This window comes from Sphingomonas sp., from assembly GCF_026460985.1.
In the GTDB taxonomy this organism is placed as follows: Bacteria; Pseudomonadota; Alphaproteobacteria; order Sphingomonadales; family Sphingomonadaceae; genus Sphingomonas.
Genome location: NZ_JAPKNM010000050.1, coordinates 52,128 through 78,431, shown reverse-complemented (window position 1 = coordinate 78,431; position 26,304 = coordinate 52,128). Strand labels below are relative to the sequence as shown.

The window sequence follows — 26,304 nt, the reverse complement described above, 5'->3', positions numbered from 1 at the left end:
TAGCACCCCGCGGCTGCTGCGCAGCCGCATCCCCCTCACCCAGCTCAGACTAAGGCTCTTCGAGCCTAAGTCTGCGCAACCCTCTCCCCCGGTCGGGGGCGAGGGAAGACAAAGTCACGGCACGATCCTAAACCAGTAGCTGTAATTGCGCTGGGCGCCGCCCACGTTCACCCGATCGATCGTCACGTCGTAGTAAGTGCCGGTCTGGAGCCCGCTCACCGCGAACTGGAGGTTGTTGGGTAGGCCATAGCCCTGCGTGTCGTATGCGACGCGCGAGACGGTCAGCGTCGCGCCGCCGCGCTGGCGGACGGTGATCGCGGCGTTCGAGAAGTCGACATTGGCGTTGGCCCATTTGCTGGTCTTGTTGGCGATCACGCCGAACGAGAGCAAAGCGCGGGTGTCGAACAGGCGCACCGGATAATCCTCGAACGGATAGGCCACGTAATCAGGAAGCGGTCCGGTGGGGCCTGCCGGGCCTGCGGTGTCGAACACCTTGATCGCGGCGGCGTCGGCACGGCTGCTGGTCTCGTAGCGCCCCGCGACGCGGCCATAGGCGACCGAGCCGAGGAACGGATCAAGCAGCCAGCGGCGATGGCCGACATTCTCGGCGATGATGTTCTGCACCTCGGTGAGCCAGCCCGCGATGATCTGCTCGTCGGTGGCGAGGCTTAGCCCCGGGCCGGTGCCGCCATAGAGGTTGCTCGCTCCCGAGGCGGCGGCGCCGGCGGCGGTGTAGCAGCGCCAGCTGGTGGGCGGCGTGTGACTGAGCTGGGCATTGGCGGCCTGCATCAGCGCCGATTGCTGCGCGCCGGGCTCGTCGACGGCCGAATAGGTCGCGGGCGGCAGCCGGTGGAGCGCGCGGACCGCGTTGAGGATCTGCAGCACTTGCTGCGTCACTTCGGGCTTGAGCACCCCGGGCTGGCATGCGGCGATATCCGCCGGCGTCGCGTAGAGCGCCGCGGCGGCGACGAAGAAGTCGCTCGGGACCGGGGTCGGCGTGGGGAAGGGGACGGGACCGGTGGTCGGCGCGGGCGTCGGTGCCGGCGTCGCGACCGGCGGCGGGACGACCGTGCCGCCCCCGTCGCTGCCGCCTCCGCCGCAGGAAGCGAGCGCCAGCAGCGGAATCAGCAACAACGATCGTCTACGCATCTTTTGCCCTCGCCCAGGAGCGCCGGAGCGCGCATCCTGGGCGAAAGGCGTAACGCCAAATGATCGCGTGCGTTTCCCGGATGCGGGACCAGCGGTTAGTCGCAGCCCTTGCCGGTCTTGCGCGCCGCCCAGCCGATCGCGCCGTCGACCAGCTTCAGATGCGCAGGGTCGGTCCAGGTCTCGGGCTTGTGGCCGAGCGCCGAATAGAAGACTCGCGCCTTGCCTTCGCAGCGCCACCAGACGAGCGCATGATGCTCGCCCATCCGATGCTTCGGCTCGAGCCGCATGCCGGTCTCGTCTAGCCGGGCGAGGACGTGCGCGTCGGCGCGCGGCGGAGCTTCCCACGCATAATATTCCTCGGTCCAGCGCCAGCGCGGCGACAAATGGCGCGTCGCGGGATGGCTGCGATCGACGATCAGGTCGCTCGTCTGGAAATGGTCCGCACCGCCGGGATGGCCGGTATAGGACCCGCCCACGCCCAGGATCCGCTGGTACCAGTCGGGATGGCTGCCGTCGCCCGCGCCGTGCAGTGCGACGAAGCCGCGGCCGCCGGCGAGATAGCTCTGGAAGGCTGCGCGCTGATCGGGGGTGAACATGTCGCCCGTGGCGCTGGCGAACACTACCGCATCGAACTTCGCGAGCTGTGCCGGGTTGAAGATCGCGGCATTCTCGGTCGCATAGGCGCTCCAGCCCCGGGCGCGGACGAGCTTCTCGATTGCGCGAACGGCGTCGGGAATCGAATCGTGGCGGAAGCTGTTGGTCTTGCTGAAGATCAGGATCGCCGGGCGGCGGAGCGGCGGGAGCTCGGGGGCCTTGGTGTCGAAGGTCGGCGTGGGGTGGTAGGGATCGAGAGGCGGAGCCGTTTGGCCCATTAGCGCCAGCGCGCCGCATGCAATGAGCATTCTCGTGCCGAACATTCTCGCCTCCCCTTTTCCGCCGGGATGACGTGGAATGGCTAGACCTGCAACCCCACAGCCTGCTGCGCAGCCTTGAGCGTCGGCGCGGCGAGCGCGTTGGCGCGTTCGGCGCCCCGGGCGAGCTGGGCGCCGACTGCGGCGCGATCGTCGAGCAGTCGCTTGAGCCGGTCGCGGACGGGCGCGAGGACGGAGACCGCGAGATCGGCCAGCGCGGGCTTGAACGCGCCGAAGCCCTGGCCCGCGAATTCCTCGACCACCGACTGCGGCTCGCGCCCGGCGAGCGCGGCGTAGATCGTCACGAGGTTCCTCGCCTCGGGGCGCTCGGACAGGCCGTCGAAGCTGTCGGGCAGCAGATCGGCGTCGGACTTCGACTTGCGGATCTTCGCAGCGATGGTGTCGTTGTCGTCGATCAGGTTAATCCGGCTCATGTCCGAAGGATCGGACTTGGACATCTTCGCGCTGCCGTCGCGCAGGCTCATGATCCGCGGCGCGGCCTTCGAGATCAGCGGCTCGGGAAGGGGGAACAGCTCGACGCCGAAATCGGTGTTGAACTTGGTCGCGACATCGCGCGCCAGCTCGAGATGCTGCTTCTGGTCCTCGCCCACGGGGACGTGCGTCGCCTTGTAGACGAGCACGTCGGCGGCCTGGAGCACCGGATAGGTGAACAGGCCGACGCTGGCGCCCTCGCGGTTCTTGCCGGCCTTGTCCTTCCACTGGGTCATGCGGTTGAGCCAGCCCATGCGGGCGGTGCCCTGGAGGATCCAGCAGAGTTCTGCATGCGCGGGGACACGGGCTTGGTTGAACAGGATCGCGCGATCGTCGATACCCGAGGCCATCAAGGTCGCGGCCATCTCGATCGTCGAATTGGCGAGCTCCTGCGGCGACACGTTCCCGGTCAGCGCATGGAGGTCGGCGAGGAAGAACAGGCATTCACCCTGATCCTGCATGTCCACCCACTGCCGGATCGCCCCCAGATAATTGCCGAGGTGCAGATTGCCGGTGGTCTGGATGCCGGAAACGACGCGCATGTTCACTCCTTGGATGCCGCTTGGCCCTTGCGGCGGATCAGGGCCTTGATGTCGCTCAGCCGATAGGCTCGCGTGACGAAGCAGGCGACGACATAGATCGCGGCGCCCGCGCCGACCAGCACCGAGAGGCTCGCGAAACGCATGAGGATCGTGCCGGTGAGGTACGGATCGAGCAGTTGCTCGCCGGCGAACAGCGCGCCGCCCATCAGCACCGCGGCGAGCGCGAGGCGGGGAATGCGGCGCTTGAGCTGCGCATCGGCGGCGAAATGGCCGCGCTTGCCGAGCGCGCGATAGAGCATCCACACGTTGACCGTCGAGGCGATCGCGGTGGCGAGCGGGGGCCCGACATGTTTGATGAGCGGGATCAGCGCGAGATTGAGGACCAGGTTCACGCCGACCGAGATGGTGGCGAAACGCATCGGGGTGCGCGTGTCCTCACGGGCGAAGAAGCCCGGGGTGAGCACCTTGACCAGCACATAGGAAGGCAGGCCGATCGAAAATGCCGCGAGCGCGAGCGCGCAGTTCCGCGTGTCCTCTGCTGTGAACTGGCCGTGCTGGAACAGGCCGCGCACGATCGGCTCGGCCGCGACGACGAAGGCGATGGTGGCGGGGAGCGTGAGGAAGAGCGCCAGCTCGATGCCGCGATTCTGCGTCTCCATCGCCTCGGTGTCGCGCTTGGCGCCGAGCAGCTTGGAGATCGTCGGGAGCAGGATCGTGCCGAGTCCGATGCCGATCATGCCGAGCGGCAGCTGGTTCAGCCGATCGGCATAATAGATGTACGAGATCGAGCCTTCGGCGAGCAGCGCGCCGGCGAGCGCGGTCGAGACGATCAGGTTGATCTGCACCGCGCCCGCGCCCGCCGCGGCGGGCAGGATCAGCTTCATCAGCCGGCGGATCTCGGGATCAAGGCGCGGACGGCGCAGCTTGAGCGAGACGCCCGAGCGGTGGCAGGCGAGCCACAGCCAGCCGAGCTGGAGCAGCCCGCCGACCGGAACCGCGATCGCCTGGGCGCGGGCGGTCTGCTCGGGCGTGCCGTGGAAGAACAGCAGGGCCGCGACCATCGCGATGTTGAGCAGGATCGGCGCGGCGGCGTTGACCCAGAATTTGTCGAGCGAGTTGAGGATGCCGCCCAGCAGCGAGGCGAGGCTGATCAGCATCAGATAGGGGATGGTGATCCGCGACAATTCGACCGCGAAGGCGAACTGGTCGGCCGTGGGGCTCTGCTTCGAGAAGCCGCCGGCCAGGCCCCAGGTGAGCGGCCAGGCGGCGGCGAGCATCACCGCGGTCATCGCGGCGAGGAAGACGAAAAGCACCGCCAGCGCGCGCTCGGCGAAGGCCAAAGCGGGGGCGAGCTCGCCCTGGTTCTCGCCGACCTTGCGGTTGAACAGCGGGATGAAGGCGGAGCTGAACGCGCCCTCGGCGAAGAAGGCGCGGAACATGTTGGGCAGCCGGAAGGCGACGAGGAACGCGTCCGACGCGAAGCTCGCGCCGACGAAGGTCGCCTGGAGCGAATCGCGGACCAGCGCGAGCACGCGGCTGGCGAGGGTCAGCCCGCCGATCGAGCCGAGGCTGCGGGCGAGTTTCACGCTCTGCTCGTCATCCCCGCGAAAGCGGGGACCCATCTCGTGTAGATGTCGGGAGCGATAACGGCCGTGGCTCTTGTCGAGCGTCCGGGAGATGGGCCCCCGCTTTCGCGGGGGTGACGATCCTTGGTCACCGTGCCCGATCCCCCGGAAATGACGTCAGGCGTTGCCTGCGATCTCGCCCTGCGGCTGCTCGCCCGCCTGGGCGCGCTGCTGCAGGTAGATGCCGGTGAAGTCGATCGGCTCGAGCATCAGGGGCGGGAAGCCGCCATCGCGGACGGCGTCGGCCACCACACGGCGCGCGAACGGGAAGAGGATGCGCGGCGCTTCGCCGAGCAGGAAAGGCTCCATCTGCTCCTGCGGCACGTTGCGGATCGCGAACAGGCCGGCATAGGAAAGGTCGACCACGAACGCGGTCTGATCCTCGGCCTGTGCCTTGATGTCGATCTTGAGCACGACTTCGTACACGTCCTCGCCGACCTGGCCCGAGCCGATGTTGAACTGGACGTCGATGGCGGGTGCCGTCTGCGATTGATAGACCTGCGGGGCGTTCGGATTCTCGAACGACAGGTCCTTCACATATTGCGACAGCACGCCCGCGACGGGCGCCGTGTCGGCCCCATTGGCTGCGGGCTCGCCGAATTCGGCGATCGTGTCGTTCTCTGCCATCGAAGATTCCTCTGTTTACCGGAAAGTTTCGCGTACGTGACGCGTTTGTTCAGCGTGCGCGCCTAGCAGGGGCGCGGAGGCAGTTCAATCGGCGGCGTTCGTAGGACATTTGTAACCCGCGGCGCGAAGGCCTATGTACTGTCGTGATGAGGTCGGAGGCCCAGTGTCACTCTTTTACGTAATCCTGTTCGCGATGATCGCCGGGTTCCTGGCGCTCCGGCTCTATTCGGTGCTGGGCAAGCGCACCGGCCATGAGCAGGCGCTGACCAAACCCGCCGAGGAACGCGTCGGCGCGCAGCCGGTGCCGCGCACGATCGACGTCGCTCCCGAGATCCGCGAGACCGCCGGGCGGCCGATCGAGGCGGGCGCCGAAAACGGACTGCGCGCCGTGATCTCGGCCGATTCGGGCTTCGACGTCGGCCAGTTCCTCGAAGGATCCAAGTCGGCGTACCGGATGATCCTCGAAGCCTTCTGGAAGGGCGACGAAGAGACGCTCGGCTGGCTGGTCGAGGACGAGGTGCGCGGCGGTTTCGCCGAGGCGATCGCCGATCGCAAGGCCGCGGGCCACGTGCTCGACAACCGGCTCGTCGCGATCGAGCGCGCGGTGATCTCCGACGCTTCGGTCGAAGGCAGGATCGCGCGGATCACGGTGCGTTTCGACGCGGACATCGCCGCGGTGACGCGCGACCAGGACGGCAATGTCGTCGCCGGCTCGCTCACCGACGCGGTCGAGACGCACGACGTCTGGACCTTCGCGCGCAACCTGCGCAGCGACGATCCCAACTGGAAGCTCGTCGAAACCGACGAAGCATAAGAGGGCCGAAATATGCGTCTGTGGGGGGCAGTCGCGCTTGCGGCTCTGTTGAGCGCCTGTTCGGGCGGGATCGTGCCGCCCGAGGCCGGACCGGGCAGGGCGCCCGCTCCTGCACCGGCGCGCGAGCCAACGCCGGCGCGTGAACCCTCGCGGCCGAGCAGCCTTCCCGAGACTCCCGTCCATCTGCCCGCCCGGCAGCCGACTCCCGCAACGCCGCTCGCCGCGATGCCCGCGTCCGCGGCGCCGACGGGTGCTACCAATGCCGCGGCCTCGGGCGTGGTCGCGGGGCCCGCGCTGAATACCCTGCCGATCGGCCAGGAAAGCGCCGAGCGCGCGCTGGCTGCCTATCGGCTGAGCTGTTCGTCGCTCCAGCGGCGGACCGACAGCACCGGGCTGACCCAGGGCGCCGATTGGGCCGAATCGTGTCGCGCCGCCGCGAGTTGGCCGGCGCGCGACGCACGCAACTTCTTCGTCCGCTATTTCGAGACGGTGCAGATCGGCGACGGCAAGGCCTTCGCCACCGGCTATTACGAGCCCGAGATCCATGGCTGCCGTGAGCGCCGCCCGGGCTGCGAGGTGCCGATCTACGGCGTGCCGAGCGACCTGATCGACGTCGATCTCGGGCTGTTCTCCGACGACCTCAAGGGCAAGAAGATCCGCGGCCGCGTCGAGGGCAGGAACTTCGTGCCCTATTTCGATCGCACCGCGATCGAGGAAGGCAGGCTCCAGGGCCGCGCGCCGGTGATCGCCTATGCGAACGATCCGGTCGAGATCTTCTTCCTCCAGGTGCAGGGCTCGGGGCGGCTGCGGTTGCCCGACGGCGGGGTGATGCGGATCGGCTATGCCGGGCAGAACGGCCGCGACTATACCGGCATCGGCAAGCTGATGCGCGATCGCGGGCTGCTCGGCCCCGGTCAGGCCTCGATGCAGGGCATCATGGCCTATCTGCGCGAGCATCCCGAGGAAGGCCGCGCGATCATGCGCGAGAATAAGAGCTTCGTCTTCTTCAAGGAACTGACCGGGCCGGGCCCGCTCGGAGCGATGGGGCTGCCGGTCACCGGCTGGACCAGCGCCGCGGTCGACCCGAAGTTCGTGCCGCTTGGCGCGCCCGCCTTCCTGTCGATGGATCGCACCGACGCGACCGGGCTATGGGTGGCGCAGGATACCGGCGGCGCGATCAAGGGCGCCAACCGCTTCGACACCTTCTGGGGCGCGGGCGACGATGCGCGCGCGATCGCGGGCGGCATGTCGGCGCGCGGGACGGCATGGCTGCTGCTGCCCAAGGGCGTGCTCGCGCGGCTGACGGCGGCGCCCGCGCCGTGAAACGCACGCTGGCGCCCGAGGAAGCGGCGCTGTGGAAACGCGTGATCGCGACGGTGACGCCGCTGAAGTCGGCGCCGATCTCTAAGGCCGCACCCCCATCTTCTCCCCTCCCTGGAAAGGGAGGGGCAGGGGGTGGGTTGATCGAAGGAGCGGGCTCGATGCCCGCTTCTTCGAGTGTGAAGCCGGGGAAGACGCGAGAGTCTCTTGGGCGCGCAGACGCGCGCACCCACCCCAACCCCTCCCTAAAAAGGGAGGGGCTTGATAGAACACTCGACGGCTCCTGGGATCGCCGCCTCTCGCGCGGCCTGGTCGCTCCCGAATCCAGCATCGACCTGCACGGCCACAGCCTCGCCGCGGCCTATGACCGGCTCGACCATGGCCTGGAGCACGCGATCCGGCGGGGCGACCGGGTGCTGCTGCTGATCACCGGCAAGCCGCCGCGGCCCGAGTCCGAGCGGCCGCATGCGCGTGGAGCGATCCGCGCGGCGGTGGGGGATTGGCTTGCCTCGTCTCGGCATGCCGATCGGATCGCGGCGGTGCGTACGGCGCATCCCCGCCACGGCGGCAGCGGCGCCCTTTATATCATACTCCGCCGCCCAAGGGCGCCGTCGCCACGAAATTCTTAACTTCTGTCTGCCAACTTGTGTCCCGGGAGTTTCAAGCGGGGGTAGAGCGGCCGAAGTGGAAGGATTTTCGCTAAAGAGCCGGGCCATTGCATTCGCGATGTGCGCCGGGGCGGTGGCGTTCATCCTTGCCATCGCCGCTGCGTCCGAGGGCGCCATCACCGTCGAGTCGGCCGGACGCGCGCTGATCGCCGCGATCATCTGCGGGGTGATGTGCTGGGCATCGGCGGAGCGCAGCATCGCCTCCACCGCGGGCGCGATCGACTCGGCGATCGAACGCCTCGCCAGCGCCGCGAACGGCGATCTCCAGAGCGAAATCCCGGACGAGGTGCGCCACTGCGTGCCCCCGTTGGCCCAGGCGATGGACGGGCTGTTCCGCCAGCTCCACGAGAATCTCGAGAGCGTCCAGCGGCTGGCGATGTTCGACCCGGTCACGGCGCTCGCCAATCGCACCAATTTCCGCCGCACCGCCGAGCGGATGCTCGCCGAGCTGCCGCAGGGCGAGACCGCGGTGCTCTACTTCATCGATCTCGATCGCTTCAAGGCGGTCAACGACACGATGGGGCACGCGACCGGCGACGTGCTGCTCGGGATGGTGGCCAACCGCCTGCGCGCGGTGGGCGACCGTTTCGCGGCCGAGGGCGATATCCGCGCGCCGTTGATCGGCCGCCTCGCGGGCGACGAATTCACGATGTTCTTCCCCGAGCTCCGCGCCCTGCGCGATGCCGATCGGGTCGCGCGCGGCGTCCTGTTCGCGCTCGGCGAGCCGTTCGACCTGGCCGATCAGGAAATCTCGATCGGCGCCTCGATCGGCATTGCGATGCGCCCGCAGCATGGGACGACCCTGCACGACCTGATGCGCGCGGCGGACGCGGCGATGTACCACGCCAAGTCGCTGGGCCGCGGGCGCGCCGAGCATTTCACCGAATTCCTCGCGGCGCAGATCGCCGAGCGTGCGCAGCTCGAGAGCGACCTGCGCACCGCGGTCGACAAGGACCAGTTCACGCTCGTCTTCCAGCCGCAGGTGAGCGCGGCGGACGGGCGGATCGTCGGCGCCGAGGCGCTGCTGCGCTGGCGCCATCCGGACGGGCTCAAGCTGCCGGGCGCCTTCATCCAGCGCGCCGAGGAGACCGGACTCATCGTCGAGATCGGCGAATGGGTGGTCACCAATGTCGCCGAGACGATCTCGCGCTGGGGGAAATTGGGCATCCAGCAGCGGCTGGCGGTCAACATCAGCCAGCGCCAGATCGACCATGCCAACTTCTTCCGCCGGCTGCGTGCGGCGATGCATGCGGCGCGGGCGCCCGCCAGCCTGCTCGAGCTCGAGATCACCGAGACGCTGGCGATGCATTGCTCGAGCGAGGTGCTCGATGCGATCGCTGCGCTGCGGGCGGACGGCGCCAGCGTCGCGATCGACGATTTCGGCACGGGCTATTCGAATCTCGCGCGGCTCCGCCGCCTGCCGGTCGACCGGGTCAAGCTCGACCGCAGCCTGATCGAGCATGTCGCCGAGCAGCCCGAGGCCCGGACGATCGCGCAGGCGGTGATCGGGCTGGTCCATGGGCTCGGCTGCGAAGCGGTGGCCGAGGGGATCGAGAGCGAGGCGCAGGCCGCGGTGCTGCGCGTCATCGGCTGCGACGTGCTGCAGGGCTATGCCGTGGCGACTCCGATGGCCGAGGAGGCTTTCCTGGCCTGGGCACGCGACGTCGAGCCGCGGCGGATCGCGAGCTGATTCTCTCAATCCTCCCCCGGAGGGGGAGGGGGACCGCCGAAGGCGGTGGAGGGGTAGTCGCCGCAAACGAGGCGCATCGCTCGTGGAGATCACCTCTCCACCAGCTTCGCTGGTCCCCCTCTCCCCCCGGGAGAGGATTTAGGCGTGAACCCGCCGCAATACTTCCTCATACACATCCGCCAGCGCCGTCAGGTCTGCCAGCGCGACCGCTTCGTCTAGTTTGTGCATCGTCGCGTTGATCAGCCCGAACTCGACCACCGGGCAGAGCTTGACGAGATAGCGCGCGTCCGAGGTGCCGCCGCTGGTCGAGAGCTCGGGCGTGATGCCCAGCTTCGCCTCGATCGCGCCGGCGACGAGGCTCGAGAGCTCGCCCGGCTGGGTCAAGAACGCCTCACCATAGATGGTGCCCTTCACCTGCGCGCCGGGCGCGTGGCGCTGCACGATCGCCTCGATCCGCGCGATCAGGTCGGGCCCTCGCTGCATGTCGTTGAAGCGGACCGAGAGGCGCGCGCTGGCATTGCCGGGAATGACGTTGGTCGCCGGGTTGCCGGTGTGGATGTCGGTGACTTCGATGTTCGACGCCTGGAACCAGTCATTGCCCGCATCGAGCGTGATCGCGTCGATCTCGGCGAGCGCGGCGACCAGCCGCGGGATCGGATTGTCGGCGAGGTGCGGGTAGGCGACATGGCCCTGCCTGCCCGGCACGTCGATCCAGATGACCGTGGAGCCGCGTCGGCCGATCTTGATCGTGTCGCCGAGCCGATGCGCCGAGGTGGGTTCGCCGACGAGGCAGAGGTCGGGCTTCACGCCGCGCGCGGCCATGCGCTCGATCAGCTTCTGCGTCCCGAAGGTGGCGGGTCCCTCCTCGTCGCCGGTGATGATCAGGCTGAGCTTGCCCTCCGCCGGCACGCGCGCCGCTGCCGCGACGAAAGCGGCGATCGCGCCCTTCATGTCGACCGCGCCGCGCCCGTAGAGCAGGTCGCCGCGGATCTCGGGGGTGAAGGCATGGCCGGTCCAACCCGGGCCGGGGGGAACGACGTCGAGATGCCCGGCAAAGGCGAAGTGCCGCCCGGTGCCGCCGCGGGTGGCGAGCAGATTCTCGACCGGGCCGTCGGGAGCTTCGCCTTCGACGAAGCGCTCGACCTTGAAACCCAGCGGAGTCAGCGCGGTTTCGAGCACGTCGAAGACGGGCCCGCGCGCGGGGGTTACGCTCTCGGCGGCGATCAGCGCCTTGGTGAGTTCGACGACGTCGGGCAAAAGGCTCTCCACAATTGACGGAGGCGGCATTGCCCAAGCTCGATCTCGATACAATCCCGCAGACCAACGCCACCGGCTATCCATCGCCTTATTCGGATGCGGTGCAGGGGCGCTGGTATCGGCGGCTGGCGCCTGCGAGCGGGATCACCGACTTCGGGTTCAGCCATGTCACACTGAAGCCCGGCGCCTGGTCGTCGCAGCGGCACTGGCACGAGGGCGAGGACGAGTTCGTCGTGATGCTGAGCGGCGAGGCGGTGCTGGTCGATGATTCGGGCGAGACGATAATGCGGCCAGGCGACGTCGCGGCGTTCCCCAAGGGCGACGGCAACGGCCATGTCCTGCAGAATCGCGGCGACATGGACTGCGTGTTCGTCGCGGTCGGACGACCGACCGCTACCGACTGCCATTATCCCGACATCGACATGCACCTGCCGGCGGGCGAGGGGTTCCGGCGGAAGGACGGGTCCGGCTTCTGACCCGGCCGGCACCTATACGAAGGCAGGAGTGAAGACGGGTACGCCCTTGTCCTGCTTGGTCGCGCGCACATGCTGCATCAGCGGGAAGACGATGCGCTCCTCCCACTCGATCCGCTTGACGGCGAGCGCGAACTGCTCGCGGACCGCGACGCGATATCCCTGGGGGTCCGCCCGGACATGCGCGGCGTTCCATTTGCCGGTGTGCGTGTTGAGCGAGAGCTGCAGGTCCACCAGCCCGCTCGCATAGCGCTTGCCGATCGTGCGGGCGACATAATCGTCGCTGTCGCCGAGGATCTTGGCGACCAGCTTCTGCTCGCGCGCGAGATGCGCGTCCGAGATCGCCGCCAGCTCGCCGCGCACTTCGGCTATCTCCGCCATCGGCGTCGGATTCTCCGGGTCGATCATCCGGATGAGCCTGTTGACCGTGCGCACGATCTGGCGGTGATCCGCGTAGAGCTGGTCGAACATGTGAAACTCCTGAATTCTCACGAAAATATCAGAAGTCTGCGAACAGCGACACTCCGGGGATATGCGAGGCCCGATCTTAGGATTTCATGCACCCTCGGGGCGCGCGCCGCGGCAGGCGTGTCCAAGCCGCTGGAATGCGGCGCGAATTCAGTCGCGCGCGGGCATCTCGAACTGCTCGATCACCCAGTCTTCCTCCTGCGCGCCGGCGATCCAGTCCTGCATGAAGGGATGCTGGAGCACCGCGAGCATGTAGCTCTGCGCGAAGCGGGGGACGGGAAGCGAATAGGTCACGATTCGCGTCACCACCGGTGCGAACATGATGTCCGCGGCGCCGAATTCCCCGAACAGGAACTCGCCGTCGCCGCCGAAGCGGGCGCGCGCCTGCGCCCAGAGCTCCATGATGCGGCTGAGCTCGGCGATCACATCGGGATCGGGCGTGGCGGGCGGATAGACCTGGCGGATGTTCATGCCGTGCTTGCGGCGGAGCGACGCGAAGCCCGAATGCATCTCGGCGGCCATCGAACGCGCCATTGCGCGCGCGGCCATGTCTTCGGGCCAGAATTTGGTGCCGCCGGTCTTGTCGTTCAGATATTCGACGATCGCGAGGCTGTCCCACACCACTGCGTCGTCGTCCCACAGGATCGGCACCTTGCCCGAAGAAGGGGCGAATTCGTCGCCTTGGCGACGCTTGTCCCAGTCCGCATCGTAGAGCGGCACCACGACCTCCTCGAACGGCAGCCCGGACTGCTTGCACGCGAGCCAGCCGCGGAGCGACCAGGAGCTGTAGGCCTTGTTGCCGATGATGAGCTTGAGCATGGCGGGGAGATAGCCAGCGCGGCGCGCGGGAGCAACCTCGCGAGCTTGCGGACGGGTGGAAAACGCGCCAGCATCGGCACGGGGCAGTTTGATTTTGGGGGAAATAATGTCGCGTTGGTGTCGGCGCCTGCTGCTGACGGGTGCATTCGTCGTGGCCGGGGCGGGGGCCGGGGCCCGGACTCAGGAGAAGCCCGCGGAGAAGCCCGCGCCGCTCGAGACCGCGGTATTCGCCGAGGTGCCCTCCTTCGAAGGCCCGGAGCTCTCCCCCAACGGCAAGGCGATCGCCGCCAAGATCGCGGTCAACGGTACGCAATATTTCGCGATCATCCCGCTCGACGGCGGTAAGGCCCGGCTGGTGGGGCTCGGCGAAAGCGATCTCAACTGGTGGCAATGGGTGAATGACGACTGGCTCGTGCTCGGCCTCGGCCAGCTCGTCCCGTTCCAGGGCGACGATATCTATGTGAGCCGCGCAGTGAGCGTGAGCGCCACCGGCACCAAGATCAACAGGCTCGCCAGCCGCGAGGCCGCGCAGGATGCCGACGACGTGATCTGGACCGCGTCCGACGGAACGCCGCGGATCCTGATGGCCTCGCAGACCTCGATCTACACCAGCGAGGCGGGCTTCTGGCCGCATGTCGACGAGATCGACGTCTCGACCGGCAAGCGCAAGTCGGTGCTCACGGGGCGCGAGGGCATCTGGGACTGGTATGCCGACGGCAGCGGCGCGATCCGCATGGGATTCGGCATGTCGCTCGACGGCCGTACTCGCCGCATCGTCTACCGCCCCGAGGGCAAGGGCAGCTTCAAGACGATCGACCGCGCCCGCACGCATAAGGAGACGCTGACCGTCCCTGCGATGTTCCTCAAGGAACCGGGCAAGGCAGTGATGATCGCCGACGACGAGCAGGGCTTCTCCGCGCTCTACGAGCTCGATCTCGAGACGCTCGAGCGCGGCAAGCAGCTCTTCGCCACCAAGGGCTACGATATCGGCGGGCTGGTGCGCGACGAGAGCGGCTTCAACTATCTCGGCGTGTACGTGAACGAGAACAAGCCGGGCATCCGCTGGACCGATCCGGCGCTCGACGCGATGCAGAAGACGGTCGCGGAGAAGATCAAGGGCGGCGAGCCGAGGATCGTCTCGCTCAGCCGCGATCGTTCGGCGGCGATCGTCCATGTCGGCGGCGCGAACGCGCCTGGCGCCTATTTTCTGTACCGCGCGGCTGACGATTCGATGCAGTTCCTCAAGATGAACAACGGCACGATCGGGCTGAAGCGCCTCCATCCGGTGCGCACGATCCGCTACAAGGCGCGCGACGGGCTGGAGATCGCGGCGGTGCTGACCCTGCCCTTCGGCAAGAAGACGAAGCTGCCGCTGATCGTGATGCCGCATGGCGGCCCCTTCGCGCGCGACACCGAGGAATGGGACTGGTGGACACAGTTCCTCGCCGAGCGCGGCTATGCCGTGGTGCAGCCCAATTATCGCGGCTCCTCGGGCTATGGCACGCCGTTCACCGAGAAGGGCGCCGGCCAATGGGGCCTCGCGATGCAGGACGACCTGAACGACGCGGTGTCCGAGCTGGCGAAGCTCGGGATCGCCGATCCGAAGCGCGTGTGCATGGTCGGCGCTTCCTATGGCGGCTATGCGGCGATGCGCGCGGCGCAGCGCGACGGCAACCTCTATCGCTGCGCCGTGGCCTATGCCGGCGTGTCCGACCTCAACCGGATGATCAAGCACGACAGCAACTTCCTGGGCGCCGGCGCCCGGAAGGATTGGCTCAAGATGCAGGCGCCCGACCTGAAGGGCGTCTCGCCGGTCCATCTCGCGGAGGGGTTCTCGATTCCCTTGCTGCTCGTCCACGGCAAGAAGGACCGGGTGGTGCCGCCCGTCCATTCGCGGGTCATGGCGCAGAAGCTCAAGGCCGCGGGCAAGGACGTGCTCTATATCGAGCAGCCCGAGGCGGACCACCATTTCAGTCGCGGCGAGGACCGGCTCGAATTCCTCAAGGCGCTCGAGACGTTCCTGGCCAAGCATAACCCGGCCTGAGCCCAGGCTCGGCATATGCCGACGGTCAGAGCCGGAGGTGGATGCCGCGGCGATGGAAGGGGACGAGCGCCGCCAGGACGATCGCGAGCGCGATCAGCGCGTAGGTGAAGGAGGCGGCATAAGGATCGGGGATCACTGCGTTCAGCCGTGCGAAGCCCCAGGCCTGCACGCTCTCGGTGCCGATGAACAGGCGGAAGCCCGCGATGCCGATCAGCACCGACAGGACGTAGCCGAGGATCGCGTTCATCCCCAGCATGTGGAGCGGCGCGAGCAGGCGCGGGATCGTGCCCCCGCGCGTCGCCAGCATGCACAAAGCGAGCAGCAGTGCCGAACTGCCCGAGGTGAAGAGCGCGAAGCTGCTGGTCCACAGCTTCTTGTTGATCGGCAGGAGCGGATGGAGGAGCAGCCCGATCGCGACCAGCGCGGCGCCGGCGAGGGCGATGCGGAGCGTCGCGCGCTCCGGCGCCCGCTGCCACGCGATCGCGGCGAGCATGCCGAACAGGACGTTGGCGAGCGCCGGGATCGTCGAGAGCAGGCCCTCGGGATCATAGACCACGTTGCCGGCCGCATCGGTGCCGCCGCTCCAGATATGTGCGGTGGTGAGGAGCGCGCGATCGATATAGCCGGCGAGATTGCCTTCGGGGCTCAATTGGCCCGGGCCGTATCCGGGCACGGGGACCAGGACCAGCAGCGCCCAATAGACCAGAAATGCGACCACGGCCGCTGCGAGGATCGCACCCGGACGCAGGACGCGCCGTCCGTCCGCGAGCGTCGACGCGGTGAGAATCGCTAGGCTGGCCGCCAGTGCATAACAGAGGCCGATTCGCTGGAGCACGCCGGGAATGCGGAAGTTCGCCAGGTCGGGGCGGGCGATGAGCTGCAAGCCCCAGCCGATCGCGATCAGCAGCAGCGTGCGCCGGGCAATTTTCACCCAGGTGGCGCCGTCCACCTTGCGCGGGAAGGAGAGGGCGAGCGCCACGCCGACCGCGAACAGGAAGGCCGGAAAGACGAGGTCGGTCGGCGTCCAGCCATGCCATTCGGCATGGTCGAGCGGCCACCAGAGATGCGACCAGCTGCCGGGCGTGTTGACGAGGATCATGCCGGCCACGGCAAGCCCGCGGAAGATGTCGAGGCCGGCGAGACGCGGCCTGGCTGCCCGTGGTGGTTGCATCGTCCCCCCTCGATTTTCGCGCAGCATGGCGGGAGGGGGCAGTGGTGGCAACTGGTGGGATACTCGTCATCCCGGCGAAGGCCGGGATCTCAGGCCGCGAGCGAACGGCCTGCCGCACGAGATCCCGGCTTTCGCCGGGACGACGGGCTGGTCAGCCCACTGCCTCGAGCACCGCGGCGCGCAGCTCGGGGAGTCCCATGCCTTTCTCGCTCGACGTGGCGATGATGTCAGGATGCGCGGCCGGGCGCTTGCGTGCCTCGGCCTCGGTGCGCGCGCGGACCTCGGCGAGTTCGGTCGCCTTGATCTTGTCGGTCTTGGTGAGGACGATCCGGTAGCTCACCGCGGCAGTGTCGAGCATGTCGAGGATCTCGTTGTCGACTTCCTTGATGCCGTGGCGCGAGTCGATGAGCACCAATGCGCGCTTGAGCACGTCTCGGCCGCGCAGGAAGTCGTTCACCAGATAGCGCCACTGGCGCTGCATGTCCTTGGGCGCCTTGGCGAAGCCGTAGCCGGGCATGTCGACGAGGCGGAAGCGCAAGGGCTCGCCGACGTCGAAGAAGTTGAGCTCCTGCGTGCGCCCCGGTGTGTTCGAGGTGCGCGCCAGTCCGTTGCGGTTGGCGAGCGCGTTGAGCAGCGACGACTTGCCGACGTTCGAGCGCCCGGCGAACGCGACCTCAGGCACCACCGGAGCGGGCAAGTGCCGGAGCTCGGGCGCCGACTTCAGGAAGACGATCGGGCCGGCGAAGATCTTTCGCGCGGCCTCGATCTGGTCGTCGTCGAAGCCGCTCACTTCGCCTTCGCTTCCTTGGGCGGATCCTTCTTGATCGGCTCCTTGAGCGACGGGTGCTTCTGGTAGAGCAGCCATTGCTGGGCGATCGTCAGGACGTTCGAGGTGATCCAGTAGACCTGGAGGCCCACCGCGAAGGGCGCCATCAGGAACATCATCATCCACGGCATGATGCCGAAGATCTGCTTCTGCATGTCGTCCATCGGCGCCGGGTTGAGCTTGAACTGGAAGTACATCGAGATGCCCAGCAGGATCGGGATCACGCCGATCGCGATGAAGGTCGGCGGGGTGAACGCCAGCAGCCCGAACAGGTTGAGCGGGGTCAGCGGATCGGGCGCCGAGAGGTCGCGGATCCAGCCGACGAAGGGCTGGTGCCGCATTTCGATCGTGAGCAGCAGCACCTTGTAGAGCGCGAACATGATCGGGATCTGGATCAGGATGGGGAGGCAGCCCGCGAGCGGATTGACCTTCTCCTCCTTGTACAGCTTCATGATCTCCTGCTGCTGGCGCTGCTTGTCGTCCTTGTAGCGCTCCTGGAGCGCCTTCATCTTGGGCTGCACCGCGCGCATCGCCGCCATCGAGGCGAACTGGCGCTGGGCGATGGGGAAGAGCAGCAGGCGGATGGTGATCGTCAGCAGGATGATCGCGACGCCGAAATTGCCGGCGATGCGGAAAAGCCAGTCGAGATAGTAGAAAATCGGCTGCTCGATGATGCCATACCAGCCCCAGTCGATCGCGTGCCCGAACTTCACGATGCCGAGCTCGTCCTGATATTTGTCGAGCAGCTTCACTTCCTTCGCGCCAGCGAAGAAACGGCTGTTGTAGGTGACCTTCTTGCCCGGCGCGAGCTCGAGCGGGTCGGCCAGGCGATAATCGGCCTGGTAGGCCTTGCCGGTGCTGCCGCGCTGCTGGAGCTCGACGGGCACGCGCTGATCGGGCACGAGCGCGGTCAGCCAATAGTGATCGGTGTAGCCGACCCAGCCGCCGGTCGTGTCGAATCGCTGCGGCGTGCTCTCGACATCGCCCCAGTTGACGTAGTTTGCCTTGCCCTGGGCGCTCGCGATCGGGCCGACATGCGCCGCCCACTGATCGGGATCGGCCGAGCGATCGGCGCGCGAGACGAGCGCGAACGGGGTGACCGAGACCGGCGCGCTGCCGTTGTTCGCCACCGTCTGGCGAATGCTGAACATGTAATTGTCGTCGACCGACAGTTCGATGCGGAACAGCTGGCCGGTGGGGCTTTGCGAGGTCAGCGTGACCGGGGTGGTCGGGGTGAGCTTGGTGCCGCTGGCCTGCCAGATCGTGTCGGGACCGGGCGCTTCGACGCCCGCGCCCTGCCAGCCGAACTGCGCGAAATAGGCGCCCTTGGTGCCGCTCGGCGAGAGGAGGTGGATCGGCGGCGAATCCTTGGCGACCGTCTCGGCATATTGGCTGAGCACGAGATCGTCGATGCGCGCGCCCTTCAGATTGATCGAGCCGCGCAGGCGGGGGGTCTCGATCTGGACGCGCGGGGTTTCGGCGAGGACGATCTGGCGATCGCGCAGCGCCTTGGGCGAATCCGCCGCGGGATCGGTGCCGGCGTTGGCGACCGGCTTGGTCTTGCCGCCCTCGATCTTGACCGATGCGGGCTGCTGCTGCGGGAAGATCCAGTGCGTGATCTGGGGCCAGCCGAACAGGATGAGCGCGGCCAGCAGCGCGAAGATCACGAAATTCTTTTGGTCGTCTTTTTTCACCGATGATTCCCCGGAAGATCCGTCATGGTACGGGATCGTAGCCGTGCCCGCCCCATGGGTGGCAGCGCAGGATGCGCCTTGCGGCAAGCCAGCTGCCCTTGAGCGCTCCATAGCGGCGAAGCGCTTCGATTGCATAGGCCGAACAGCTGGGCGCGTAGCGGCAGCTGGGCGGCAGGATTCGCGATGGCCCGATCTGCCAGAAGCGGGCGATCAGGATGAGAAGGCGCGCGATCACTTGATTCCCCTCCCTGCAAGGGAGGGGCTAGGGGTGGGTGCGCGGCCCGCAGGGACGCGCTCCTTCGCTGGCCACAGCAGCCTCGCTACGCTCGGCACCCACCCCCAACCCCTCCCTTGCAGGGAGGGGAGCAGGTTGGGCGTGCGGAGGCGGAAGTCATTCACTAGCGCAACCTCGCCAGCGCCTTGGCCAGTTCGGCCTTGAGATCGGCATAGTCGCGCTCGATCCCGCCGTTTCGGCCGATCAGGACATGGTCGGCGCCCGGGATGCCGGCCGCGGGCAGCACTTCGCGGGCGAGCGCGCGGAAGCGGCGCTTCATGCGATTGCGCACGACCGCGTTGCCGACCTTCTTGGATACGGTAATGCCGATCCGCATCGTCGAATCGGCATCGTCGCGCGCGCGCACGAGCAGGACGAAGCCGAGCATGGGTGCCCGCTTCCCCGCATTGGCCGCGAGATAGTGCTTGCGCTCGGTGAGCCGCGCGAGCGGTACGGCGGTTAGGCCGACAGCTTCTTGCGGCCGCGGGCGCGGCGGGCGCGGATCACGTTGCGGCCGCCGACGGTCGCCATCCGCGCGCGGAAGCCGTGCCGGCGCGCACGCACCAGGTTGCTCGGCTGAAAGGTCCGCTTCATCGCTCATCCTCGAGAATCTAGAACGTAAAAGGGCCGCCACAGGGGCGGCCGCGTGTCGGGTGCCCATACGCAGATGAGTCGCCCAAGTCAACGCGGGTCTGCGGGAAAACCGAGCATCGCGGCTTCGGCCTTCGCCATCGCGGCGTCCTTGGCACGTTGCTGGCGACGACGGAAGCTGCGGCGGCGCAAAGCGAGGTCGCTGTAATGGCCGAAGCGCGGCCAGCGTCGCTTGAGCCGTGCGAAGTGGCGGCGCGCCCAGGTCGCGTTCTTGAGGACGAGCACCAGGCCGCCGGCGAAGACGATGATCCCGCCCGGGCCCGGTATGACCCCGACGAGCGGCGATGCCGCCATGATCAGGAACCCCAGCACCACCAGGGCCGTGCGGATCATGTGGCTGCGAGTGTGTGAGCTCGGCATGACACCTGATGTGGGCACGGCGCAGCGCGCTGCCAAGACCTTGTCGCATGGTTTCGGGGCTTCGTCGCGCGATGGCGGCGACTCGACAGTCCAATGCCTAGCCCCGGAGGGATGAAGAACCGTGTTTTGCTCGCCTCCAGCTTGTTCCTTGCGGCGTGCGGCGGTGGGGGCGGCGGATCGCCGACGCCTTCGCCGTCTCCCACGCCGACTCCCGCGCCCGTCGTGACGGTCGCGATCACCCCCGCGACGGTCGATCTCGCCGGCGGGGCGGCACAGTTATTCGCCTGCACCGTGACCGGAGCGGCCGACACCCGCTGCACCTGGCGAGTCGAGGAGGCGAATGGCGGGACGGTTGCCGCCGACGGGCGCTACACCGCGCCGATGGCGGCGGGCACCTATCATGTCGTCGCCGCGAGCACAGCCGACACCGGCAAGACGGCTTCGGCGACCGTGCGGGTGACGATCGCTGCCGCCGCGAGCCCGTGGGTCACTGGCTATTATCTCGGCTATTTCTGGGACGTGATGTACCCGCCCGAGCGTGTCGACATGACCGCGATGACGCACTTCGCGTTCGGCCGCATCGCACCGGGAAGCGGGACGCTGGGCGGCAACGCCGGCGCGGTGGTGAAGGGCGCGGGGACGGCGCACGATCCGGGCCTCTCGCCCGATGGGGTGCGCAGCGTCGAGGACTATCTGGTCAAGCGCGCGCACGACGTGGGGCGCAAGGCGCTGGTGATGCTGGGCGGCGAGGGCGACGGCAACGGCTTCCTCCGCTCGACCACCGATGCGACGCGGCCGGCCTTCGTGCGCAACCTGGTCGATTACCTCGTCGCGCACGATTATGACGGTGTCGACGTCGACTGGGAGGACAAGCTCGAGGGCAGCACTGAGGTCACTCCGGCAGTGAGCGCCGCCGAGGCACGGCGCCGGGTGATGGCGCTGCTTCGCGAGCTGCGCACCGAGGCCGCGACCCGGCCGCGCTATCAGGGCGCGGGCAGGGGTCTGGTGATCACCTTCCCCGGCTATACCCTCTCGATCAACGATCTGCCCCCGGACGGCATGGTCGAGCAGTGGCAGGCGGACATCGCCAACCTGGTCGATCAGTATAATCTGATGAGCTACGGCATCGGCACCGCCTGGAACCAGGCGGGCTGGTACTCCTGGTTCAGCAGCCCGATCTTCGGCGCGAGCGGCACCACGCCGCGCGATCTCGCCACGAGTGTCGCTGCCTTCGAGAAGAGCGGGGTGCCGCGCGGCCGGATCGGCATCGGCATCGGCTTCTACGGCATCTTCTACGGACCCACGATCACCGGGCCGCGCCAGGATACCGAGCATAACGATATCTTCGAGGTGCAGGACGTTCCGCTGCGCTACTCGGAGCTCGTCCGGCTCGGCTATCTGAGCAACGGCACCTATCATTGGGACGCCATCTCGCAGGTCGGCTATCGCAGCTATGCTAACGGGGGATTCACGCCGCCGGGCAGCGGCATCCGCCCCGCCGGCTTCCTCTCCTACGAGGACGCGCAGTCGATCGCGGCCAAGGCGGCGTGGGTCCGCCAGACGGGGGTCGGCGGCACGATCCTGTGGGCCATCAACTATGACCATATGCCCGATGGCACGAACCCGCTGCTCGCCGCGGTCAAGCAGAGCTTCCAGCCGACCCCGCCTTGATCTCCCCGTTTCGGACGAGCTCTGTTCCATCGCGGAGGAAAGGCGGTAAGAATGTCGTCGAGGGGGAAGCCGCATGGTCGCGAGCGTTTCGACGGTGGCGTATCTGGGGCTGGAGGCGCGCGCGGTCGAGGTCCAGTGCAACCTCGTCGCGGGGCTGCCCAACTTCATCGTGGTCGGGCTGCCCGACAAGGCGGTGGCCGAGAGCCGCGAGCGGGTGCGCGCCGCGATCGCCTCGATCGGCCTGGCGCTGCCGCCCAAGCGGATCATCCTCAACCTCTCGCCCGCGGACTTGCCCAAGGAGGGGGCGCATTTCGACCTGCCGATCGCGCTGGCTCTGCTCGCCGCGATGGGCGTGGCCGACGCGGAGACGCTGTCGGGCTATGTCGTTGTCGGCGAGCTCGGCCTGGACGGGCGGATCGCGCCATCGCCGGGGGTGCTGCTCGCGGCGCTGCATGCCTCGGAGGAGGGCAAGGGGCTGGTCTGCCCGGCAGCGCAGGGATCCGAGGCGGCATGGGCGGGATCGGTGGAGGTCGTCGCGGCGCCCGACCTGATCGCCCTGCTCAATCACTTCAAGGGCAACCAGTTGCTGCCCGCGGCGCCCGCGGGCGAGATGGAGGTGCCCGGCTATGGCCCCGATCTCGCCCAGGTGAAGGGGCAGGAGACCGCCAAGCGCGCGCTCGAGATCGCCGCGGCGGGCGGGCACAACATGATCATGGTCGGGCCGCCCGGGGCGGGCAAGTCGCTGCTCGCCTCGTGCCTGCCCGGAATCCTGCCGCCGCTCGATGCCGCCGAGGCGCTAGAGGTGTCGATGGTCGGCTCGGTGGCGGGGACGCTGAGTGGCGGACGGCTGACGCGCACAAGGCCGTTCCGCTCGCCGCATCACTCGGCCTCGATGGCGGCGCTCACCGGGGGAGGGCTCAAGGTCAAGCCGGGCGAGGTGAGCCTAGCGCATCTGGGCGTGCTGTTCCTCGACGAGCTTCCCGAATTCCAGCGCGCGGTGCTCGATTCGCTGCGCCAGCCGCTCGAGGCGGGCGTGGTGAGCGTCGCGCGGGCCAATGCGCACGTCACCTTTCCGGCGCGGGTCCAGCTGGTCGCGGCGATGAACCCGTGCCGTTGCGGGCATCTGGGCGATCCCGCGCTCGCCTGCGCCCGCGCGCCGAAATGCGCGGCGGACTATCAGGCCAAGGTCTCGGGCCCGCTGCTCGATCGCATCGACCTGCATGTCGAGGTGCAACCGGTGACTGCCGCGGATCTCGTTCTGCCGCCGCCGGCCGAGGGATCGGACGAAGTCGCTGCGCGCGTGGCGCAGGCGCGCGCGGTCCAGACGGAGCGCTATCGCGACGCGGCGGCACGAACCAATGCCGAAGCCGAAGGCGAGACGCTGACCGCGTTCGCGACGCCCGACGAGCCGGGCCGCAAGCTGCTTGCCCAGGCCGCCGAAGCGATGCGGCTGTCGGCGCGCGGCTATACCAGGGTGCTGCGCGTCGCGCGGACGATCGCCGATCTTGCCGGTGCGGAGGGCGTGGGGCGCATCCATGTCGCCGAGGCGCTCAGCTATCGGCGACAGGCGCCGCGCGCCTGACAAGTCGAAAGCCAATTGCAGAGGAACAGCTTTCATGTTCCTCTCGCATGGTCGGCCAAAGATAATGAAGCAGGGGAGAGACGACATGGAGTGGATGACGCTGCCGCTGAAGCGGTATTTCGACTTCGCGGGACGTTCGCGTCGCAAGGAGTTCTGGATGTGGGTGCTCGGCGTAGTCATCGTGACCATCGTGCTCAGCCTGATCGACACGATGCTCGGACTGGGCGGTCGCTCGGCGGTCGATACGACCGTGACGCCCGACGGGTTGAACTACAGCGCCAGCGCCTGGACGAGCGGCGGATGGCTCACGAACCTCTTCGCGCTCGCCATCCTGATCCCCAACCTCGCGGTGGGCGTGCGGCGGCTCCACGATACCGGGCGCTCCGGCTGGTGGATCGTGCTGCCGATGCCGTTCTACCTCGTCGGTCTCGTCGCCGCGGTGATGGCGATGTTCGGGGGTGCCGGCGCGATGGCCGGGCTGTTCGGGATCGTGATGTTCGCGATGCCGCTCGGCTTTCTCTGCGCGCTCGTGCTGCTCGTGTTCTTCTGCCTCGAGGGAACGCGCGGCCCCAATCGCTACGGGCCCGACCCCAAGGCTTCGGAAGCCGCGCCCGCCGACGGACAGGCGCTGAACTGATGCGGGCCTTGCGAGGGCGGGGCGCTTCGTCTAGCGCTCTGCCCTCGCTGCCCCTGTGGCGAAATTGGTAGACGCGACCGACTCAAAATCGGTTGCCGCAAGGCATGCTGGTTCGAGTCCGGCCAGGGGCACCATTCCTTACTAGACCTACGCGCCCCGAACTGGGGCGGCTGCGCAACGCGATGAGCCGCCGCGGTTCCGACCGGCGGATTACGCTCGAAAGATCGCATTCGATGCGGTACAGTCGGCGGGCAGGATGAAGACCGTGCTTCGCGGCCTCCTGCAGTGAGAGGATGCAATGTCGGAAGGATCGGGCGGGCCGTGGACCTCGGCGGGAGCGCATCTCTCCGCGCCGCCGCGCGAGGCGGACCTCGTGGAGTCGTTCGAGCCGCGCGAGGGGCGTCTGCCGGCTTTCCCGACCGAGCGCGCCGAGCGCGGTATCGAGATGCTCTCGCGATTCGCCGGACCGACGATCTTCTTCCTCGCGCTCGGCGGAATAGCCTGGTGGCTGATCGAGTAGCGAATCCGCCGGGCATTCGCCCGAAGCTGCCCTGAACGACGAGAAGAGCGGTTCGCAAGCCACGGCGAAGTCTTCCGATACGCGAACGTATCGATGATCTCTCTCCCGGCACGGGTCGTCCCGAAAAGCCCCCTGGTTCGCCGCCGCCCGCTTGCCTTCGCCCGGAGCCTGTGCCCTGCTGCATTGCAGCAAGCTTCTGACGAACCTGCGCGCAGAAGCTGCTGGCCCGCCATGGGTGTGTTGCGTCAAGGAGTTTCGGGGTGTCGCATGTCAAAGATTGACCTGGCGATCCATGGCTTTCCGAGCCGAACGCCATTCGCCTCGGCGGCAAGGCGAAGCGCGAAGGTCTGGCTCTGTTTGGCCCTGATCGGCGCCGATGCGCTCGCGCTGCTCGTCGGCTTCGCGATAGGCGTCCGCGTCGAGCAGCCCGGCACCTTGTCCGGCGACGTGCTGACCTCTTTGGTCGGCGTGATCCTCGTCCATGCCGGCATCTCCTTCCAGAACCAGGCCTATGCCACCAAATGCCTGACCAGCTCGCTGGTCAGCTCGCGCCAGGCCCTGCTGTCGATTGCCGGGACGCTGCTGATCTTCCTGCTGGTGGTCTTCTCGCTCAAGGTGACCGGCCGGCTGCCGCGTCTCGCGCTGTCGGTCGGCATCGTCTCCTCGGTGGTCCTGATCCTCAGCCAGCGGCTGCTGATCTGCCATCTGGTCCGCCGCGCCTACGGCAATCGGCTGCACACCGAATTGGTGATCGTGGATGGCGGAAATGTACCGGATGCGTGCCTTGGCAGCGATATCGTCGATGCCGGGGTCGCCGCGTTGCGCTCGGACCTCGACGATCCGTACATGCTCAACCGCCTGGGCATATTGCTGCGGCACTATGACCGCGTCGTCATCAGCTGTGCGCCCGAGCGCAAGGTCGAATGGGCGCAGGTGCTCAAGGGCGCCAACATCCAGGGCGAGATCATCGTCCCCGAGATCGGGGAGTTGGGGCCGCTCGCGGTGCACCAGCTGAGCGGGACGACGACGGTCGTCGTCTCGCGCGGGCCGCTCAATCTCGCCAATCGCGCGAAGAAGCGCGCGCTCGATATCGCGCTCACCGTGCCCGTGCTGATCCTGCTGCTGCCGCTGATGGTGGCGGTGGCGATCGCGATCCGCCTCGATTCGCCGGGCCCCATTTTCTTCCGGCAGGAGCGAATGGGCCGCGGCAACCGCATCTTCCCCATCCTCAAGTTCCGCAGCATGCGCGTCGAATCGAGCGATTCGAGCGGGACCCAGTCCGCCAGCCGCGACGACGATCGCATCACGCGCGTCGGCCGCCTGATCCGCCGGACCAGCATCGACGAGCTGCCGCAGCTGATCAACGTGCTCCTCGGCGAGATGAGCCTGGTCGGGCCGCGCCCGCACGCGCTGGGATCGCTGGCGGGGGACGAATTGTTCTGGCGCGTCGACCGGCAATATTGGCACCGTCATGCGCTCAAGCCCGGTATCACCGGCCTGGCGCAGGTCCGCGGCTTCCGCGGCGCGACCGAGCATCGTCGCGACATCGTCAACCGGCTCGAGGCCGATCTGGAATATCTCCAGGGCTGGAGCCTGCTGCGCGACATCGGCATCCTCGCGAAGACCGCGCAGGTGCTCGTGCACAAGAATGCCTATTGAACAGAAAGAGAGGCGTGACCGCGCGTTAATCGTCGCGCGAAAGCGTCCGTAAAGGATTTTCGTTCAGAGCTGCGTCCGGGCAAAAAGGATCTCGGGCGTGGCTGAAAATCTGGTGGTGGCGAGGGATGCCAATGCGCGCTCTGCCGATCAAGCGCAGGTGGAGCCGATGTGGCTGATGCCGGCGGATATGGTCCGCGATCCGTTGTCGGAGCGCGTGATCCAGGCCGGATCGCGTTGGGCGGGAATCGCCAGCTTCGTCGTCGCGCTGGGCGCCGTCCTGCTCTGGCTGCTCGGCTGACGCGCCTGGCCTGAGCGATCGGCGGCTCGCCTCGCCGCCCAAAACGAACAAGACGTGCCGTT

At 67.8% G+C, this 26,304-nt stretch carries 26 protein-coding genes, 1 tRNA gene and 1 pseudogene; 13 read left to right on the top strand and 15 right to left on the bottom strand.

Features of this window, described 5'->3' with window-relative positions; translation table 11 throughout:
* Positions 1–114 precede the first annotated feature (114 nt).
* The 5 genes from MT490_RS07955 to secB form a co-directional block, all read right to left on the bottom strand.
* Complete coding sequence (locus MT490_RS07955) at positions 115–1,149, bottom strand: CAP domain-containing protein (protein WP_297385828.1); 1,035 nt, start codon at positions 1,147–1,149, stop codon at positions 115–117.
* Positions 1,150–1,244: 95 nt separating this feature from the next.
* Complete coding sequence (locus MT490_RS07950) at positions 1,245–2,021, bottom strand: ThuA domain-containing protein (protein WP_297385827.1); 777 nt, start codon at positions 2,019–2,021, stop codon at positions 1,245–1,247.
* 83 nt (positions 2,022–2,104) lie between these two features.
* A complete protein-coding gene (trpS, locus tag MT490_RS07945; RefSeq protein WP_297385825.1) occupies positions 2,105–3,094 on the bottom strand; it encodes a tryptophan--tRNA ligase in 990 nt (329 codons plus the stop codon).
* Positions 3,095–3,096: 2 nt separating this feature from the next.
* Positions 3,097–4,680: a murein biosynthesis integral membrane protein MurJ gene (murJ, locus tag MT490_RS07940; RefSeq protein WP_297385823.1), complete on the bottom strand. Its 1,584-nt coding sequence runs from the start codon at positions 4,678–4,680 to the stop codon at positions 3,097–3,099.
* Between the two features lie 156 nt (positions 4,681–4,836).
* A complete protein-coding gene (gene secB / locus MT490_RS07935) occupies positions 4,837–5,346 on the bottom strand; it encodes a protein-export chaperone SecB (RefSeq protein WP_297385821.1) in 510 nt (169 codons plus the stop codon).
* 163 nt (positions 5,347–5,509) lie between these two features.
* Here secB and MT490_RS07930 point away from each other — a divergent pair, with 163 nt between their 5' ends.
* The 4 genes from MT490_RS07930 to MT490_RS07915 are packed head-to-tail and all read left to right on the top strand — an operon-like array spanning position 5,510 to position 9,838.
* Positions 5,510–6,160, top strand: coding sequence for a Tim44/TimA family putative adaptor protein (locus MT490_RS07930; RefSeq protein WP_297385820.1), 651 nt, complete (start codon positions 5,510–5,512; stop codon positions 6,158–6,160).
* A 12-nt stretch (positions 6,161–6,172) separates the two neighbouring features.
* Positions 6,173–7,483, top strand: coding sequence for an MltA domain-containing protein (locus MT490_RS07925; RefSeq protein ID WP_363321735.1), 1,311 nt, complete (start codon positions 6,173–6,175; stop codon positions 7,481–7,483).
* Positions 7,426–8,109 carry a Smr/MutS family protein gene (locus tag MT490_RS07920; protein WP_297385819.1) on the top strand — a complete coding sequence of 228 codons (684 nt, stop codon included), beginning with the start codon at positions 7,426–7,428 and terminating at the stop codon, positions 8,107–8,109. The genes MT490_RS07925 and MT490_RS07920 overlap by 58 nt, the downstream gene beginning before the upstream one ends.
* A 55-nt stretch (positions 8,110–8,164) precedes the next feature.
* Positions 8,165–9,838, top strand: coding sequence for an EAL domain-containing protein (locus MT490_RS07915; RefSeq protein WP_297385817.1), 1,674 nt, complete (start codon positions 8,165–8,167; stop codon positions 9,836–9,838).
* Between the two features lie 138 nt (positions 9,839–9,976).
* Here the strand turns inward: MT490_RS07915 and dapE are convergent, their stop codons facing one another.
* Positions 9,977–11,125: a succinyl-diaminopimelate desuccinylase gene (dapE, locus tag MT490_RS07910; RefSeq protein ID WP_297385815.1), complete on the bottom strand. Its 1,149-nt coding sequence runs from the start codon at positions 11,123–11,125 to the stop codon at positions 9,977–9,979.
* Between dapE and MT490_RS07905 the strand changes: the two genes are divergently transcribed.
* Positions 11,125–11,571 carry a cupin domain-containing protein gene (locus tag MT490_RS07905; RefSeq protein WP_297385813.1) on the top strand — a complete coding sequence of 149 codons (447 nt, stop codon included), beginning with the start codon at positions 11,125–11,127 and terminating at the stop codon, positions 11,569–11,571. The genes dapE and MT490_RS07905 overlap by 1 nt on opposite strands.
* Positions 11,572–11,583: 12 nt before the next feature.
* Here the strand turns inward: MT490_RS07905 and MT490_RS07900 are convergent, their stop codons facing one another.
* Together MT490_RS07900 and MT490_RS07895 are read right to left on the bottom strand one after the other, a co-directional pair.
* Positions 11,584–12,039: a hypothetical protein gene (locus tag MT490_RS07900; protein ID WP_297385811.1), complete on the bottom strand. Its 456-nt coding sequence runs from the start codon at positions 12,037–12,039 to the stop codon at positions 11,584–11,586.
* Positions 12,040–12,186: 147 nt separating this feature from the next.
* The gene (locus tag MT490_RS07895; RefSeq protein ID WP_297385809.1) at positions 12,187–12,855 is read right to left on the bottom strand and encodes a glutathione S-transferase family protein; all 669 of its coding nucleotides are present in this window, start codon (positions 12,853–12,855) and stop codon (positions 12,187–12,189) included.
* Positions 12,856–12,961: 106 nt separating this feature from the next.
* Between MT490_RS07895 and MT490_RS07890 the strand changes: the two genes are divergently transcribed.
* Positions 12,962–14,899 carry an alpha/beta fold hydrolase gene (locus MT490_RS07890; protein WP_297385807.1) on the top strand — a complete coding sequence of 646 codons (1,938 nt, stop codon included), beginning with the start codon at positions 12,962–12,964 and terminating at the stop codon, positions 14,897–14,899.
* Between the two features lie 25 nt (positions 14,900–14,924).
* Here MT490_RS07890 and MT490_RS07885 read toward each other — a convergent pair whose 3' ends face one another.
* The 7 genes and pseudogenes from MT490_RS07885 to MT490_RS07855 form a co-directional block, all read right to left on the bottom strand.
* Positions 14,925–16,070 carry a heparan-alpha-glucosaminide N-acetyltransferase domain-containing protein gene (locus MT490_RS07885; protein WP_297385805.1) on the bottom strand — a complete coding sequence of 382 codons (1,146 nt, stop codon included), beginning with the start codon at positions 16,068–16,070 and terminating at the stop codon, positions 14,925–14,927.
* Positions 16,071–16,221: 151 nt separating this feature from the next.
* The gene (gene yihA, locus MT490_RS07880; RefSeq protein ID WP_297385804.1) at positions 16,222–16,860 is read right to left on the bottom strand and encodes a ribosome biogenesis GTP-binding protein YihA/YsxC; all 639 of its coding nucleotides are present in this window, start codon (positions 16,858–16,860) and stop codon (positions 16,222–16,224) included.
* Positions 16,857–18,590 carry a membrane protein insertase YidC gene (yidC, locus tag MT490_RS07875; RefSeq protein WP_297385803.1) on the bottom strand — a complete coding sequence of 578 codons (1,734 nt, stop codon included), beginning with the start codon at positions 18,588–18,590 and terminating at the stop codon, positions 16,857–16,859. Before yidC ends, yihA begins: the two co-directional genes overlap by 4 nt.
* A gap of 22 nt (positions 18,591–18,612) precedes the next feature.
* Positions 18,613–18,825 carry a membrane protein insertion efficiency factor YidD gene (gene yidD / locus MT490_RS07870; protein ID WP_297385801.1) on the bottom strand — a complete coding sequence of 71 codons (213 nt, stop codon included), beginning with the start codon at positions 18,823–18,825 and terminating at the stop codon, positions 18,613–18,615.
* 163 nt (positions 18,826–18,988) lie between these two features.
* Positions 18,989–19,297 (bottom strand): annotated as a pseudogene (gene rnpA, locus MT490_RS07865) (ribonuclease P protein component); the annotation flags it as partial.
* Between the two features lie 26 nt (positions 19,298–19,323).
* The gene (rpmH, locus tag MT490_RS07860; protein WP_135983209.1) at positions 19,324–19,458 is read right to left on the bottom strand and encodes a 50S ribosomal protein L34; all 135 of its coding nucleotides are present in this window, start codon (positions 19,456–19,458) and stop codon (positions 19,324–19,326) included.
* Positions 19,459–19,545: 87 nt separating this feature from the next.
* Positions 19,546–19,848: a hypothetical protein gene (locus MT490_RS07855; RefSeq protein WP_297385799.1), complete on the bottom strand. Its 303-nt coding sequence runs from the start codon at positions 19,846–19,848 to the stop codon at positions 19,546–19,548.
* A gap of 138 nt (positions 19,849–19,986) precedes the next feature.
* Here MT490_RS07855 and MT490_RS07850 point away from each other — a divergent pair, with 138 nt between their 5' ends.
* From MT490_RS07850 to MT490_RS07820, 7 genes are all read left to right on the top strand, one after another.
* On the top strand, positions 19,987–21,546 hold the full coding sequence (locus tag MT490_RS07850; protein WP_297385798.1) for a glycoside hydrolase family 18 protein: 1,560 nt from the start codon (positions 19,987–19,989) through the stop codon (positions 21,544–21,546).
* 73 nt (positions 21,547–21,619) lie between these two features.
* Positions 21,620–23,128: a YifB family Mg chelatase-like AAA ATPase gene (locus MT490_RS07845; protein WP_297385796.1), complete on the top strand. Its 1,509-nt coding sequence runs from the start codon at positions 21,620–21,622 to the stop codon at positions 23,126–23,128.
* Positions 23,129–23,213: 85 nt separating this feature from the next.
* Positions 23,214–23,765: a DUF805 domain-containing protein gene (locus MT490_RS07840; protein ID WP_297385794.1), complete on the top strand. Its 552-nt coding sequence runs from the start codon at positions 23,214–23,216 to the stop codon at positions 23,763–23,765.
* Positions 23,766–23,814: 49 nt separating this feature from the next.
* Positions 23,815–23,899: transfer RNA gene (locus tag MT490_RS07835), tRNA-Leu, on the top strand.
* Positions 23,900–24,063: 164 nt separating this feature from the next.
* Positions 24,064–24,285: a hypothetical protein gene (locus MT490_RS07830; RefSeq protein ID WP_297385792.1), complete on the top strand. Its 222-nt coding sequence runs from the start codon at positions 24,064–24,066 to the stop codon at positions 24,283–24,285.
* Between the two features lie 267 nt (positions 24,286–24,552).
* The gene (locus tag MT490_RS07825) at positions 24,553–25,944 is read left to right on the top strand and encodes a sugar transferase (RefSeq protein WP_297385790.1); all 1,392 of its coding nucleotides are present in this window, start codon (positions 24,553–24,555) and stop codon (positions 25,942–25,944) included.
* A 97-nt stretch (positions 25,945–26,041) separates the two neighbouring features.
* Positions 26,042–26,242: a hypothetical protein gene (locus tag MT490_RS07820; RefSeq protein WP_297385788.1), complete on the top strand. Its 201-nt coding sequence runs from the start codon at positions 26,042–26,044 to the stop codon at positions 26,240–26,242.
* Positions 26,243–26,304: the final 62 nt, after the last annotated feature.